Origin of the sequence: Pseudomonas sp. PDM31, from assembly GCF_019218965.1 — a bacterium.
Classification (GTDB): domain Bacteria; phylum Pseudomonadota; class Gammaproteobacteria; order Pseudomonadales; family Pseudomonadaceae; genus Aquipseudomonas.
This window is the reverse complement of the sequence record NZ_JAHUWS010000007.1, coordinates 244,470-259,629: the sequence shown is the minus strand read 5'-3', so window position 1 is coordinate 259,629 and position 15,160 is coordinate 244,470. Positions and strand designations below refer to the sequence as shown.

The window sequence follows — 15,160 nt, the reverse complement described above, 5'->3', positions numbered from 1 at the left end:
GATGATTAAATTTCAATTGATAGCCTTAATGGGGCTGTTGTCGGCGGCGTCGGCGATGGCGGAAGTTGTGCACATAACAGCGAAGTTTGCGCCGGATCCATCAAGGCCTCATGTTAATGTTTTCGAAAATACAACGCCGAATAGTGGTTACTGTGGAATTTATCCACAGACGTGTAATTCTCCGCATTATAAAATATTCAGCGTCGGAACAAATATTGAGTTTAATTCAGTCAGGCCTATCCCGGCAAAGCATACTAATCCGCGTGCCGGAGCCACATTCAAAGTTCCTGCCAGCTGGAAAATTGTTCCTGTTAAAGATGAGTTGGGTCGCGATGCCAGCGCAGTTGAATTAAGAGTTGCGGGTTTTGGTGGTACCTACAAACTGAGTAAACGAGTGCAGGAACTGATCGGGGAGGAAATCCCTCTATATCCAGCACTTAATAAATTGTGGGAATTTGGTGACTGGGGTATTGCTCCAACCGGATGTAATGAAACTGCAGGTGGTGCTCACGTCACTGACACAGAGCATGATTTTTTTTGGCTTAGCCCGGTTGAAAGGTATTGCTCCAATCAAGCCAGGTTTGAAGTGCCGCAATTCGCCTATCGGGATTTTAGTTTTGCCTACCAGATTAAAACTCCTAACCCTTTGAAAATGGCACCCGGAATATACACCGGAAGTGCTGTTTACACGGTCGGCCCCCATCTTGATTTTGATTTTGGCGACAACATGCAGCCAACGGATAGCATTATCCAGATTGATTTCACTCTCACGGTCGATCATGTATTCAACATCGAGATTCCACCGGGAGGACATAAAGTGGTTTTGCTGCCGGAGGGGGGATGGCAGGCCTGGTTGAATCATGGTCGAAAACCCACACGTTTGTTTCGTGATCAAACCTTCAATGTCTGGACCTCCACGCCCTTTAAAATGAAATTGGAATGCAGCGAACCTTTGGGTGATACCTGTGCATTGCAAGATGGAAAGGGCGATACCGTTCCGCTGAATATAAACGTCAGCCTTCCCAATGGTCTTGTTGACGCAAGTGGCAGTTCAGTCACTCGCCGCCCGTTATTGTTAAGTGGCGGCGGTACAGAACGTTTCGAGCCGAACATTTACGTCGATCGAAAACCTGGAACGCTGCACTTTGAAGTCACCAAAGAGGGCGTGGCCCAAATGTTGAAGTTTCCCGGTCACAGCTACTCCGGTGAAGTCACTGTTATTTGGGATTCGGAAGTCTGATCACCGCACTGATCAGGTCTGTTCACCGTTTATTACCATGAGGTCAGGAAAATGAAAGCTCGATGGGCATTGTTGTTTGCAGGTTGGTTGCCGTTGCTGGCAAATGCCGCCCCCCAAATTAACGTCGGCACGGTTTACGACTACCTCGACGGCGACAAAAGTACCTACTTGAAACGGGTATTCAACGGCGGTGATGCCACCGCTTTCGTCAAGGTCAACATCCTGGAAATCATCTACGACGCCGATGGCACCATGCGGGAAATGCCGCTCGCCAATCAGGCCGAAATGAATGCCCGCGACGGGCTGATGGCCAGTCCCGCGCGGTTGATCGTTCCGGCCAGTGGCATGCAGGGCACGCGTCTGGTGTTCATGGGCGAGCGTGAGAAAGAGCGTTATTTCCGCGTGCGTTTCGTGCCCGTGGTGCCGGAACAGGAAGACGAGTTCGCCGTGTCCGCCGAGGAGCGCGATGAATACAAAAAGGGCTTGTCCGCCGGCGTCAACGTGCTGGCCGGGTACGGCACGGTGTTTTTCGTGCGCCCCACCGAGACTCGCTTCGACAGCGCAGTCAATGACGGCCCCGGCCAGTACCGCATCCACAACCAAGGCAACTCCGTGGTGGTGATCGATGAGTTCAGGGACTGCTCGGCCAAGAACGAAAACGAATGCCAGCCCACTACCAAACATCACATTTTGCCGGGCCGCACCTTCGAGTTCGACAAACAGAGCGGTCGTGAGTATCGCTTCACAATGATCGAAGGCAAGGCCACGAAAGTGGTGGAGCTCAAGGGCTGACACTCGCTGCGCAAGTGCCCTTATTGACTGTGTCAGGTGACAAAAATGTTCAAGGCAACTCTCGTAACCCTATCGCTGGCGCTGCTGTCGCTCAGCGGCACCGTGAATGCAATAACCGAACGGGAAACCTTCGAGGTGTCGGTGACCATCCCCTCGGCGGAGTTCTACGTAATCCCGTCGGAACCTGACTGGATTCATCAGGAGCAGGTACTGCCCTTCAACCCGGTGTCGGGCCGCTTGACCCCGTTGCGCAAGAACTTCGACGTGAAAAATACCAACGGCGGTATTGCCGCCCGGCTCAGTGACGAGCCGTATCTGAGCAACGGCCGGGACAGCGACAACATTCCCCTGGTCGTGACGTTCAACAGCAAGCGCCTCACCGTGGATGCCGATGAAGTGGTGTCCGAACTCGATGGTCGACTCGGCAAGCGTGTGGGCCTGGAAGTGGCAGCAGCTGAAGTGCCGGAGGGTTACAAACCGGGCAGTTACTACGGCAGCGTGCACATGATTTTCGAAGCGCTGGCGCCTTGAGACTGTAATTCAGATGGAATCAATAGCATGAGTATTTGGAACTCGATCGCAAAACGCCTGACCGGGTTGTCACTCGCCGCGTTAGGGTTGTGCGGTTCTTTGTCGGCGGGAGCGGCTTCGACTGAGATTACCGCAGTTTTCAAGCCCGACCCTGCCAACCCGATGCAAAACCGCTTCGTCAACACGACACCCAACAGTCAGTTTTGCCATCATTTTGTGGTGCTGTGCAAGCCGAGAAACATGTTCAGCCTGATTGTTCAGGGCGTGCCTTATGAGCAGACGACTGGCGGGCCGGTAGAAGCCAATCATAAGAATCCGCGCCTCGGTGCCTATCTAAAAGTACCGTCTGAGTGGCGGCAGATTTCGGTTGTGTCTGACACCCCTGGCAGTAAACCCGAAATTGTCGAAGTACGTATTGCCGGTATTGGCGGTCGACATGATCTGTATGCCAACGCGACGGATTTGACAGGCGGCATTGGTGATAGCGCCTTGTGGAGTATCGGTCGTTGGAGTAATGCGCCTTCACCCTGTATAGGCTCCGGTTTTATTACCGGGACGGATTACTTCGTCAACTTTATGTGGCTTGTTCCGGAAAATGCCGGCGCTTGCTTCACTCAGGCCAAGTTCGCTATTCCGAAGTTTCTCTATCGCTACATTGAGTTCGCTTATGAGCTGCGTACCCCGAATCCTCTGGGAATGAGTACAGGCACTTATCGAGGAAGCATTCCGTACACGATGGGGCCGAGCGGAGACTTCGACTTTGGCGATCTGGTACTGCCCAAGGACAATCTCTTGATGCTGAATTTCACCCTGGAAGTTCAGCATGAACTCAAGGTTGAAGTTCCGCCGGGTGGCAATCGCGTTGAGTTGGTTCCCCCGGGTGGCTGGCAAGCCTGGGTGAACAAGGGCCGTAAGCCTGAGCGATTATTCCGTGATCAGACATTCAATATCTCGGCCAGCTCGCGCTTCAAGATGAGGCTGGAATGTGATTACAACCATGGCAACAACTGCGCGTTAGGTGGGGCCTCGGGTGTCGAGAGAGTCCAACTGAATGTGAGCGTCAGCCTGCCACGCGGTTTAAGTGACGCGAGTAATGAGCCTGTTGAACGCCGCCCGTTGTTCCGGGATGGCAGCGGTACTGAATTGTTCCAGCCGTCTTTTTACGTGGAGCGAAAACCGGGAACGCTGCATTTCGAAGTTGATCCCCGCGACGTGGAGTGGATGCTCGATCCCGGGCAATCAAAAAAATATTCCGGAAATGTGACGGTGATTTGGGATTCGGAAGTTTAACCAGGCGCACGTTTTTGCCTGTCGCTCAACGAGCTTCAGGACAATGAAAACCTTCAGTCGACGCCCATGCGCGCAGTGCTGATAATTGGGGGTTTGTGTTGCAGCCCGTCAATCCTGGCCCAATTCACCGATGCCGTGCCGAGAATCGGCTAATAAATGCCACACAATTTATGAGCGCCAAAAAAATGATGAATTTATTAACGGTCCATTTATTAATGGTCCCATGGCGGCGCACGGCAAGAACGATTTTCATCGGTGTCTGCCTTAGCATTTCTTCGTTGCAGGCCGGGGCAGCGGTCAAACAGATCACTGCCACTTTCAGCCCTGATCCAAGCAACCCGCTGAGGAACGAATTCAGGAATACGACGCGCAATCAAGGGTTTTGCAATAACTATCCAGCCATCTGTGAGACGCACGGTATTTTCAGCCTGAGAATGTTCAATAGTTCTACTTTGAATGGCCCCATCGAGCCGAACCATTCAGATGTGCGAAAGGGTGCGATGTTAAAGACGCCAGCGGCTTGGCGCGTCCTGACCGTGAGGGAACGTAACACCGGCGAAGAGGTGGCGCTGGAAGTTCGCATTGCCGGGATGGGCGGTGTTTACGACGTAAGCGACGATGTGAGGGCCCTCACGGGCAGTGCGACTGTTACAGCAGGTCATTCGCTGTTGTGGGGAAGTCGTTGGAGTAGCGTGTCGCCTCCTTGTAGAAGCATAGGCAGGGAAAGCTACTACGGTGCTAGAGGCTTTGAATTTTTTTGGCTGACGCCTGAAGAAGCGGTGTGTGCCAAGCAAGCCAGGTTTCAGATCCCTGGTCTTGGCTACCGGTATCTGGACTTCACCTACGAACTACGCACGCCAAATCCACTGCAAATGTCCACGGGGATATACGAAGGAACGCAGGTATATTCGGTAGGCCCTGGTGGCGACTTCGACTTGGGGGACATCGTTGTACCCTCGGACGGAGTTCTTCAACTCGATTTCACCCTGAGCGTTGAACACACCCTCAAAGTCGACATTCCACCAGGAGGTAATCGGGTAGAACTGGTACCACAGGGCGGCTGGCAAGCGTGGTTGAATAACAGTCGCCAGCCGACACGGCTGTTTCGCGACCAGACCTTCAACATCTCGGCCTCGTCACGTTTCAAGATGAAGCTGGAGTGCGGGAAGGAAATGGGCGACACCTGCGGTCTGCGTAATGCCGACAATCATCAGGTGCCCATGCAGATCAGCGTGAGTTTACCCAACGGCTTGACCCGCGCTGACAGCTCACCCGTCAACCGCCAGCCATTGGTGCTGAGCGGTACGGGCACCGAGTTGTTTCAACCGGGTTTCTATGTCGATCGCAAACCCGGCACCTTGCATTTCGAGGTGGTCGGGGACGATACCAAGGAGATGCTCAAACATGGCGGTAGCCAATATTCCGGCACCGCCACGGTAATCTGGGATTCGGAGGTGTGAGGTCACCGTCCTGAAGGCAAGGTATCCAGTTTCAGGACGATGACGGGGTCGCGGGTGGTTACGCCCCGACTCTTGCCAGCGCTTGACGGGTCAAGGTTCTGCTCAGGGCCTTCTCTTCATCCGCCATTTCGAGGGTCAGCGTTGCATAAGTCTCATCGGTCATCGGGTTACCGGTGAGGACCGTATCTTCGGGTACCGGCCATTGACCGGCGAGCTTGATCAAATTGGCCTTCAGCGGTGCTTGCTCCGCTTCGGGCAAGTTGCGCGCGTCTGCCCATGCCTGCTGTGCTTCACGCAGATCTTCGAGCAGGCCCACTTTCAGTTGGAACGCCTTGGTATTTTGATTGAGCTGGTGCGCAAAGGTCTCCTTCAGGTAATCGGTCCAGAACGGCTGGTCCAGCATCAAGTTCACCAGGCCATCAGCCCGTTCGTCATTGATGATTTTGTCGTAGGCCTGGTCAATCATCTCATCGCTGACCCCGGCGATTTCCCGGTAACGCATCTTGTAGGATTGCCAAGGCAGATCCAGACGCGGGGCAAGCCCGGTTTCATAGGCCAGGTGCACTTCCACTTCATCAGGGTCGCCGCCGCGCGACTTGATATCCTCTCGCGCGATTTCGCTCACCTCGCCCAGGCGGGCAGCGCCTTTTGCCACTTTGACCAGGGCAGTCTGCAGCTCTTCGGCCGAGGTCGAGTATGAGTACGCCTCCGAGACAAGTACTTTGATCCCCATGTTGTTGAACAGCTGGGCACCGGCATCCGCGCAATTGGTGGGGAACAGGGCCATCTCGAACATCTCGTCGCGCACTGTGTCGTCGAGGTAAGCGGCGTCGACCATGCGCCAGACCCTGTCGGTAAGCTGCTGGCGCGGCTCACCGTCTGCCAGATAGTCCGCCGAGGTCACAAGGCCCTCGATGACCGAGAAGAACCCGCTGGAGTTTTCCTCGCCGGCCAGATCGTGCCAGGCTTCTACCCGGTAGGCACCAAGACCTGCATGGCCTGTTGCATGGTCTATATCTTTGGGGACTTTCCACTTGGTCAACTCAGCTTCGATTCGAGCGGAGGTGTAGAAGTCCGGATTGATGCCTACCGACTTTCGATAATCTCGAAAAGTGGCGCGTAGCTCGTCAGAGATGTTTTCGGTAAAGATGCGGGTTCGAGCGATGATGAACGCTTGCTCCGAACCCGGCTGCACCGTTGGAATCCGAGTTATGGGGTTATCCAGCATGTCCAGGAAAAAGCTCCTGGGCCGCCGCAAACTGAAGAGGCCCTCAGGCCAGCCGGTACTGCCCGTATTGTTCAGGCTCAGCACTTTCAATCGTGGCATGCGTGCGACATTCACCGAGGCTCCCAGCGGGTTTGCGTCCAGGCGCAAGGTTTCCAGACGGGGCAGGTTGGCGAGGCGCTCGACGTCAGCGGCAGCAAGTCGAATTTTGTTGCCGGTAAGGCGCAGGGTTTCGAGCAAAGGCATCCTGCCGATGCCTTGCGGTAGCTGGGTCAATTTGCACTGTCGGGCGCTCAAATGGCGCACGTTCGGGAAGTCCTTCAGCAGTCCGCTGGATTCTGCGCCAAACGTGGCATCATCCAGATTCAGCGTGGTGATCTGTTCGAAATATGGGCGCAAATTTGGCAGTTTTTTCCACCACAACTCGAGATCTTTCGAGAACCCCGGGTCTGTCGAGAGATCCAGTGTGTAGCCGCCCTCTGGATGCAAACTGCGCCTGCCGAAAGCTGTGCTTTTGCGTTCGAAGCATTTGATCAGTTGGTTCTTGATGTGCTCGCCACCCTCGCGGCTGAACTTCTGGCGACGGGATGGAGAGTCTGTGTGGGGCGACTGCCAGATTTCTAGCTGCTCGCGCAGATCATTCAGTTCCGTTTTCAAACGTTTGAGGGACTCGATTGCATCGCCCCTGGCGTTGAGTGACTGGACGAAGGTCTGAACCTCCCTATCGTTGAAATCGGGATAGAGATCCCTCACGCGTTCCTGCAATGTGACGCTTTTCTTTGACAGCGAGGGGCCGCGTAACAGCAGGAGGTCCTCGCGCTTGGCAAGCGGCGACGGTTGTCTTTGATCAAGCAGCGTGCGTCGTTCGCTGGCAGTTTCGGTTTTCACCATGACCCATTGCTTGAACAGGTTGGCTTCGCCGGTGTTGTAGCCCAACGCCCGGCGTTTGTCCTCGGGCAACGCCTGCAAAAGGGCTTGAAACAGGTCGGTGGCCTCGTGCAGTTTCGTGCCGGTGCTGTCGTGTACCTCGTAGCGGTTGTCCTTGTTCCTGACCAGAATGCGCACCGTCGCGGCATCCTCTGCCCCGGCGCTGTTGCGCAGCGTGCCGTCGAAGCTGTCGTCACGGATTTCAATGCGCAGTTCGCTCAGCGAGTCGCTGTGCACTCGCAAGGCACCGAGCGTCAGGCGTTCGGTATCGGCGTTGATCAGTGAGTCACGGTAAAAGCCCTCAGAGCCGCGGGCGGTCCGGGTTTCCAGTTGCAGTTCATAGGCCCTGCGCTTGAGGCGCAAAGGCAGGCGCCCTTGGTCGGTGATGATCTGCAATTCGCCCTGGGAAGCCTGGGCCAGCAAATTTTTGATGCCTTGTTGAGGAATGTCGGGATACTTGTCCCTGACCAGCTGCGTCATTTTTTCTGTGGCGTGTTCGCGGCTGGCGTAATCCTCGTTGAACAATTTCGTTCGATCGCTTTGCGCCACACTGGCGATCCGTTTGCGCAGTGCGCCGGTTCGCACCTCGAGGGAGGCCGGGAGTGAGTCGGCCGGAAGGTCGAGAATGATCGACGTGCCATTTTCATCGAGGGTTGCCATGACGGTTTTCAGCAGTTCGCCGTTGAGTAACTGCCTCTCCTGAATCTGAACAACCAGCCGCTTGCCTGTGCCAGCTTGGGTGCCGGTGTACTCCCAGATGGTTTTGGACTCGCGGTCGATGATGCGCATCGAGGCTTTTTCGGGCCACATGCCATGGGCGGTGAGGACCTGCATTTGGGTGACGGAATCGGCCTTGCCATAAACAACCGGGTCGTCACTGTTCATTTGATCGATGAACGTTTGAATGTCCTGATCGACATCCAGGCGGGCGATCGTATCGGTCAGCAAGACGGGCGGATGCTGGTTTTCGACGTACATTGCACGCAACTCGCCAGGGTCCGTTGCGCTGATCTGGCGGGCGGTTTCGAGCTGCGCGTCGCTCAGATTCTCCACGGACGGACCGATCCGGCGCAGCAAGGTGGCGTTGTCCCAGGTGCGCGGCTGTTCGGTTTCGAGCACATAAGCCCCTGCACCGTTCAGGTCAACGCGGGGCTGGTAAGCATCACCGCGTTTGGGATGCCGCAGGTACTGTTTGCCGGTTACGGAATCTTTCCCCACCTCGTATTGCTTCTCCGCCACCTGCAGAATCTGTTTGCCTTCGTGAGTGTACAGGCCGTTGGCATCAGGTTTTGCAGCCACCGGCAGATCGCTGTTCAGTCGCTCGTAGGGCGCGAGGTCGGGGTTCCACAGGCGTGTCGTGCCCGTACCTGATGTGACGGGGAGCATACCGTCGACGAACGCAGACGCTTTTGCCACCAGGACTTGGCCGATGAAGGCGCCGGCACCGATGGCAGCCATCTGGGCCGCCTCGTTCAATACGCCGATCAGGTGTTCGGTGGCCTCCACCCAATGCCCCTCGGCCAGATCGACCACCCCGTCGATGACTTCGGTGCTCACTTGATAAGCCGTGTAGGCCAGCATGAGTTCGCCGATGACCGGCACCAACGGTGTGACAACCATCAGCGCGGCGTTGAACAGATCCGATACGATCTTCAGAAAGTTGTCCCACCACGCTTTGCGCGCCTCGCTGTCGGCATCGGCGGTGGACACGGCAATGTCACGGGCGTCCCTGAGCACTTTGTCGATTTTGCGTAGATACAGTTGCTCGGCGAGGTCGCCGGTGCGTGAAATCCGCCGGTATTGCAGGTCGGGTTGTTTGACCGGCGTTTCACGCCAGGTCGGGCGTTGGTCCAGCGGATCCTTTTTATGCCAGGTCAGGGTGTTGAGGTGCTCTTCGACTTTCGCGAAGAAATGCCCACGCAGGTTATGGTCGACGAACTGACTGAAAAACTGGCGGTAGCTCATCTGTGAAGAGGCAGACACCCTGTTTTCACGCAGCTGAGTGCTCAGTTCAGTGACGAAGTGAGCTGATGATTTGTATTCCTTCAACGGGTGATCGGGGTCATTGGGGACGTACACGATGATCGGGTAGAGGTCGGGAAGCAGCCTGTCGGCCGTGCCGAAAACCACGATGCCGGTCAGCGTCGTTTCCAACAAGCCCAGGGCGCCATGCCCGATGACCTTGCCGTTGCGCACCGTTTTTTCTGTTCCCGCCAGCATTTGTGTGACGACCCGGTGCGCATCCTGGTTGATGTCGCCCTTGATCAGCGCGAGGGCGGCAGCGGCGGTCAGCGCGGCCTTTTCGCAGGCGATGAGTGCTGCTTTGAGCGGTTCCCGAACAATGATGAGGGGTGACTTCAATTTGTCTTGCAGATGCTTACTGTATTGGCTGCCGATGTCCAGTTCCCGGCACAAATCCTGGAACTGCTGGATGCTCATCTTGTTTTTGATCGATTTGATCTCGAACTGCCCGTTGGCGTCAGGCTCAGTGATGAACGCGCAATCGTCTTCGAAGGTTTCACCGGCGGCGAAGTTATGCAGCGCGGCATCGAGCAGTGAAACGGTTCGGGTGGTGACGCCGCCGGATGTATCGATGACCCACCAGTCGCTGTTCCTCGCGATGTACAAGCGCAGGAAGGTGGTTCGCACGTCATCCTCGACGCCATATTTTTCCAGGAGCCTGGCCTGCAGAAGGGGGGCGGCAAATGCGTAGACGTCCTGCACGCTCGTGAAAAACTGATCCACGATGCTTTGTGTGATCCAGGCCTGCTTGTTGGCTTCTCGCAATTGGGCGTCGCGGGTGTGCCATTTTTCGAATTTCAGTTTGAGTCGGGTCAGGACTTCGGTTCTGTGCGGCGGCGCCGTCTGGAAGCAGTCGCTGATCCGGGTTTTGATGAGGTCGTAGTGTTTGCCTTTATCCAGATCAGTGGGTTGGGCGGGAAGTAATGCAGACATCGTGATCATCCTTGAGTCTCGATAAGAATGATCAGCCTATCTCCTCAGGCGCGGAATAAAAGCTTGAATTCCAGCGCTTTAATGGCCGCTTGTGCGGCCAAAGGATTGAAAAACAGCATCAGAAAAATACGTATATACCGCCACGGATGCTCATTGGCGCGCCACCTGGGTCGGCTGGCATCCGGTGTGGCTGTTCGGCTGCAGGTACGGCGTCAGAATCGGCGCCATGCCCTTGAGCACTTGCACCGGCAGCGCTGAGGTAAAGGTGAAGCTTTCGGCGGAGCGCCCTGGAACAAAGGCGGTCAGCGTGCCGAAATGGTTGTCGCCGATGTAGAACACAAACGTGGCCGTACGGTTGAGCGATTTGGAACTGAGGATTCGTCCGCCGGAACCGATGGCTTCGATGCGGTTGTCGCCGGTGCCGGTCTTGCCGCCCATGGCCAAAGGCGTGCCGTCGGGCAGTTTGAAACTGCCGGCCACGCGCTTGGCCGTACCGGCATCCACCACCTGCGAAAGAGCATCGCGCATTGCCTTCGCCACTTCGGACGGCATCACGCGTTTGCCGACCTGCGGGTCGTTGATCATTTTGGTTTCGTACGGTGTGTCGGCGGCGAAATGCAGGCTGTCGATACGCAGGGTCGGCATGCGTTTGCCGTCGTTGAGGATGGTCCCGATCAGTTCGGCCAGGGCGGCAGGGCGGTCGCCGGAGCTGCCGATGGCGGTGGCCAGCGAGGGCACCAGGTGGTCGAACGGATAGCCGACATTTTGCCAGCGCTGATGGATGTCGAGGAATGCTTCGATCTCCAGCATGGTGCGGATGCGGCTGTCGCGGGCGCCTTTGTGCCGGCTTTTGAACAGCCAGCTGTAAACTTCCTGGCGTTCGAAGTGGCTGGCCTTGACGATTTCGCTCCACTCAGCCTCTGGGTGGTGCAGCAGATAACCCATCAGCCACAGGTCCAGGGGGTGAACCTTGGCGATGAAGCCCTGATCCGGCAGATCGTAAGCGCCGGGGCTGTAGGATTGATAGAGCCGTTGAAGGCGCTCATCGGTGAGTTTTTCGGTGAGCTTGGCACCCTTGAGGTGCGAGCGTACGAAGCCGTTGAAACTTTCCTGGGTGGCCTGTGGCAACAGGTAGCGATGCACCGCGGCCAGGCGGATCGGGGTCGGACGCATGGCGTCGAGGAACGTGTCGAGCCGCGCCTGGGTGTCCTTGTTTTTGTACTTTTTCCAGAACTTCAGCAGAAACGAAGTGCCTTCGCGGTCAGCGAACGAGGCCAGGTATTCCTGGCGCCTGGGGTCGCGATCGTCCTTGAGCAGTTCGGCGCTGTTGTTGGGGCCCGAATAGGTGGTGTAGCGCACCAGGTCGCGCATCAGGCGAATGAACGGCAGGTTGATCGATTCACGCAGGGCGTCGCGCAGGGTGGGAATGCGGGCGTTGTCTTCCTTGCGAAAGTTATTGAACGTGTGCAGGCCGCCACCGGTGAAGAACGCTTCGCCGGGGCTGGCAGAGTACTTGCGGTCCAGGGCAGCGCCGAGCAGGGTCGGCAGGCTGCGGTCCTTGTTCTCGATCATGTAGTCGACGACCCAGCGACTCAGGCGGTCCTGAACCGGTACTTCGACCTTCTTCAAATCAGCAATGGCCATTCCTGAATATTTGTCGTGCAGTTCGGCGATGATTTGCAGGTAGGTGGTCATCACGCGCATTTTTGCGGTGGAGCCCAGCTCCAGTTTGCTGCCTTCGTTGATGTCGAACGGTTGGTCGGTGCTGTCGGTTTGCACCCGTACGCGCGAGCCGTCCGGGGTCAGTTCGAACAGGGTGAAGCTGTAGCGCACCTGGGTGGTGGTGGTTGGTGTGAGCAAGCGTTCGCCCATCAAGCCGATCTGCGTGGCAAAGGCCGGGTCGGCAAGGTGTTTGAGGTATTCGGTGGTCTGGGTTTGCAATTCACCCTGCAGGGTGCTGGTGGCGGAGAGATCGAGACGGTCGAGGTCGTATAACGGTCGGTTGAGCATGCCGGCCAGGCGACTTCGCGCAACGCTGATGCCCTTGTTGGTCTCGATCGGTTGAATGGTCGGCTGGGTCGCCCAGTCGCGGTAAACCACCTTGCTGGCCAGGGCAGCGGCGGCGAACTGCGCATCGATCACGCCATTCTGCGCCAGCAGGCGAATGTGACTGTTGGTGAGGTCGGCCAGTTCATCGTGGCCCTTGGTCAGGTAATGGGAAGGGCGGCGCTGGGCGATCATCAATGACAGCACCTCGCGCAGGGCCAGGCCTTTGTCCGCCATGGTTTTCGGATCGGTCGCGGTACTGGCCAGCGCCTCGTTGGCCTGGTTGAAATCGGAGCCGTACCACACGCGCAAACCTTCGGCCATACCGTGCACTTCACCGTGCCCCGGTACCGCCGACAATGGCACGCTGTTGAGGTAATCGCGCACGACGTTCTGCCGCGCTTCGAGGGTTTGCGGCCCGGCCTGATAGGCGCGTACGGTGGCGGAGATCATCTGGCGGATTTTCTCCGCGCCGCTGACCGTCAAGCCATCGGGCGAGTGCCGGTATTTTTCCAGTTGGGTGGCCAGGGTGCTGCCACCGGCAGACTGGCCGGGCACGTGCAGCAACTTGGCGACCTGGGACCAGGCGGCCATGCCGAAGCGTGGCCAGTCCACGGCAGGGTTGGCCTGCGGCTGTTTGGGGTCGAGCAGGAAGCGGTTCTCGATAAACAGCAGGCTGTTGACCACTACCGGAGGGATGGCGGTAAAGCTCGAATAGAGTTGTTGCGGATACTTGTACTGGTACAGCGGTGCCGCGCGGCAATCGGTGATCGACAACCCGGCCTGGATTTTCTCGGCATAGGGCACGAACAGGCCTTTGCCGCTGTAACTCATCAGGGATGGGGAAAAACGCGTTTGCGCTTCAACGACGAAATCGCGCTTGATCAGGCGTGGCAGGAATTCATCCAGCGAGCTGTAGCCCAGACGCCGGTCGAACGGACCGTCTCCGGGGTAGCGAATGGAGTCGCTGGGGCCCGGTTGCATTTCATAACTCAGGGATGCGGCATATTTGCTGACTTCCTGGGCCTGGAACTTCGAAGTGCGCATCTCCCTGGCAGCCGCCAGCCCCACGGCAATCGCGATGATCAATAACAACAGCCAGAACGCCCCCCACCCGTGCCGGGAGCGACGGGGTTTTTCAGGTAATGGCGCTTCATCCACTCGTTCAGTCGGAACCACGGTTTTACTCGAATCGGTTTGCCACAAAGCGCCCATAGTCGACTGATCCATTCACGCAGATTGATCGGACTTGTCTGTAGCTTAGACGGTGGTTGGCGATGGGGAAAAAATTGTGAGCAGTAAAATAATGCACGGACCAGCATGGATTTGCGACCAAAAAGCTGTCTGATGATGAGGAGGGTACGCCTGGCGAGACGGGTTTTGTGGCAGGTGCTTGTGTGGCCAAGGGGCTTTTGTGGCCAAGGGGCTTTTGTGGGCAGGGGGCTTTTGTGGCCAAGGGGGCTTTTGTGGACAGGGAGCTTTTGTGGCGAGGGGGCTTGCCCCCGCTGGGCTGCGCAGCAGCCCTCAATAATCACCCTGTAATGTCAGATAAACCGCATCCGCCGCTTTCAGGGCTGCTGCGCAGCCCAGCGGGGGCAAGCCCCCTCGCCACAGGCAAGCCCCCTCGCCACAAAAGCCCCTGGCCACACAAGCACCTGTGACATAAGCCCTGGCCAAATAGGGGCTGCGATGTCTATAGCCAGCAGGCATCCCAGAGCGGGTAGTCGCCGATCTTTTGCACCAGGCCTGCCCTCAAGGGATTGGCGACTATGTAGCGGGCGAATGGAAGCAGATCCTCTCCATCGCGGATGGCCCTGTCGTGATAACCGGTTTGCCAGAGAGGGCCATGGCGGCCGCTCATTTTGTTCACTTTCCGGGTGCAACGTGATTTGGCGGCTCCGATCACGTGCCCCAGATCACAGTCCTGCAGCTGCATAAGCCAATGAAAATGGTCGGGCATGACGACCCAGGCGATTGAGTTCACTAACCCCGAATCGTGGGCTCGGCGCAATTCTGTAACCAGCAGCCTCCCCAGATGCCAATCGGCAAAGACAGGTTGGCGATTGTAAACAACTGCTGTGACCAGATAGGCGCGACCGCTTTCGGAGTGCCGCCCCCGACGCAAGCGGTGGGAGTTGGGTTTTACAGGCATCCATGCCTCCTTTTGAGGTGATCAATTACCCTTTCAAACTAGTCCCGCACCGGCTGAAGTGGCGCGACAAACACTGAGTGAAAAATCTGATTTCAGTGAAGGACTGAACACAAAAGCAGGTGTTGTGGCGGCTCGCGTGGAGTGGGGCTCGTGTGGCGACAGGCTTTTGTGGCGAGGAGAGCTTTTGTGGCGAGGGGGCTTGCCCCCGCTGGGCTGCGCAGCAGCCCTCAATAATCACCCTGTAATGTCAGATAAACCGCATCCGCCGCTTTCAGGGCTGCTACGCAGCCCAACGGGGGCAAGCCCCCTCGCCACAGGCAAGCCCCCTCGCCACAAAAGCCCTCTGGTCACACAATTCCGTCGCCAGAGTGGGAGGCAGGTGTGAGCCGGAAAGTATTGAAATAGAGCTTTCCAAGGGGCCGGGCGGTGTTTTGCAGGCACATGACGCCGGTGTGGCGACAGGCATTTGTGGCGAGGGGGCTTGCCCCGCTGGGGTGCGCAGCAGCCCTCAATAATCACCCTGTAATGTCAGATAAACCGCA

The 15,160-nt window shown here is 57.0% G+C and carries 8 protein-coding genes; 5 read left to right on the top strand and 3 right to left on the bottom strand.

Annotated features, from left to right (window positions below; genetic code table 11):
- The first annotated feature begins 1 nt into the window (after position 1).
- From KW839_RS16000 to KW839_RS15980, 5 genes are all read left to right on the top strand, one after another.
- Complete coding sequence (locus KW839_RS16000) at positions 2-1,240, top strand: hypothetical protein (protein WP_256352682.1); 1,239 nt, start codon at positions 2-4, stop codon at positions 1,238-1,240.
- Between the two features lie 51 nt (positions 1,241-1,291).
- Positions 1,292-2,032, top strand: coding sequence for a molecular chaperone (locus KW839_RS15995; protein ID WP_218424872.1), 741 nt, complete (start codon positions 1,292-1,294; stop codon positions 2,030-2,032).
- 45 nt (positions 2,033-2,077) lie between these two features.
- The gene (locus KW839_RS15990) at positions 2,078-2,563 is read left to right on the top strand and encodes a CS1 type fimbrial major subunit (RefSeq protein ID WP_218424871.1); all 486 of its coding nucleotides are present in this window, start codon (positions 2,078-2,080) and stop codon (positions 2,561-2,563) included.
- A 27-nt stretch (positions 2,564-2,590) separates the two neighbouring features.
- Entirely contained in the window at positions 2,591-3,853 is a 1,263-nt protein-coding gene (locus KW839_RS15985; RefSeq protein WP_256352681.1) for a hypothetical protein, read from the top strand.
- Between the two features lie 170 nt (positions 3,854-4,023).
- On the top strand, positions 4,024-5,313 hold the full coding sequence (locus KW839_RS15980; RefSeq protein WP_256352680.1) for a hypothetical protein: 1,290 nt from the start codon (positions 4,024-4,026) through the stop codon (positions 5,311-5,313).
- Between the two features lie 58 nt (positions 5,314-5,371).
- On the opposite strand, the gene KW839_RS15975 is transcribed toward KW839_RS15980, so the two are convergent.
- The 3 genes from KW839_RS15975 to KW839_RS15965 form a co-directional block, all read right to left on the bottom strand.
- Positions 5,372-10,420, bottom strand: a complete 5,049-nt coding sequence (locus KW839_RS15975; RefSeq protein WP_218424870.1) for an NEL-type E3 ubiquitin ligase domain-containing protein — start codon at positions 10,418-10,420, stop codon at positions 5,372-5,374.
- A gap of 150 nt (positions 10,421-10,570) precedes the next feature.
- Positions 10,571-13,681: a transglycosylase domain-containing protein gene (locus KW839_RS15970; RefSeq protein ID WP_218424869.1), complete on the bottom strand. Its 3,111-nt coding sequence runs from the start codon at positions 13,679-13,681 to the stop codon at positions 10,571-10,573.
- Positions 13,682-14,159: 478 nt separating this feature from the next.
- The gene (locus KW839_RS15965; RefSeq protein ID WP_060543172.1) at positions 14,160-14,618 is read right to left on the bottom strand and encodes a transposase; all 459 of its coding nucleotides are present in this window, start codon (positions 14,616-14,618) and stop codon (positions 14,160-14,162) included.
- Between the last annotated feature and the right edge of the window lie 542 nt (positions 14,619-15,160).

Bases quoted from the DNA above. Each gene is read 5' to 3' on its own strand.
- KW839_RS15995 (WP_218424872.1), top strand. From the start codon at position 1,292: ATGAAAGCTCGATGGGCATTGTTGTTTGCAGGTTGGTTGCCGTTGCTG.
- KW839_RS15970 (WP_218424869.1), bottom strand. From the start codon at position 13,681: ATGGGCGCTTTGTGGCAAACCGATTCGAGTAAAACCGTGGTTCCGACT.
- KW839_RS15975 (WP_218424870.1), bottom strand. From the start codon at position 10,420: ATGTCTGCATTACTTCCCGCCCAACCCACTGATCTGGATAAAGGCAAA.
- KW839_RS15965 (WP_060543172.1), bottom strand. From the start codon at position 14,618: ATGCCTGTAAAACCCAACTCCCACCGCTTGCGTCGGGGGCGGCACTCC.
- KW839_RS15985 (WP_256352681.1), top strand. From the start codon at position 2,591: ATGAGTATTTGGAACTCGATCGCAAAACGCCTGACCGGGTTGTCACTC.
- KW839_RS15990 (WP_218424871.1), top strand. From the start codon at position 2,078: ATGTTCAAGGCAACTCTCGTAACCCTATCGCTGGCGCTGCTGTCGCTC.
- KW839_RS15980 (WP_256352680.1), top strand. From the start codon at position 4,024: ATGAGCGCCAAAAAAATGATGAATTTATTAACGGTCCATTTATTAATG.
- KW839_RS16000 (WP_256352682.1), top strand. From the start codon at position 2: ATGATTAAATTTCAATTGATAGCCTTAATGGGGCTGTTGTCGGCGGCG.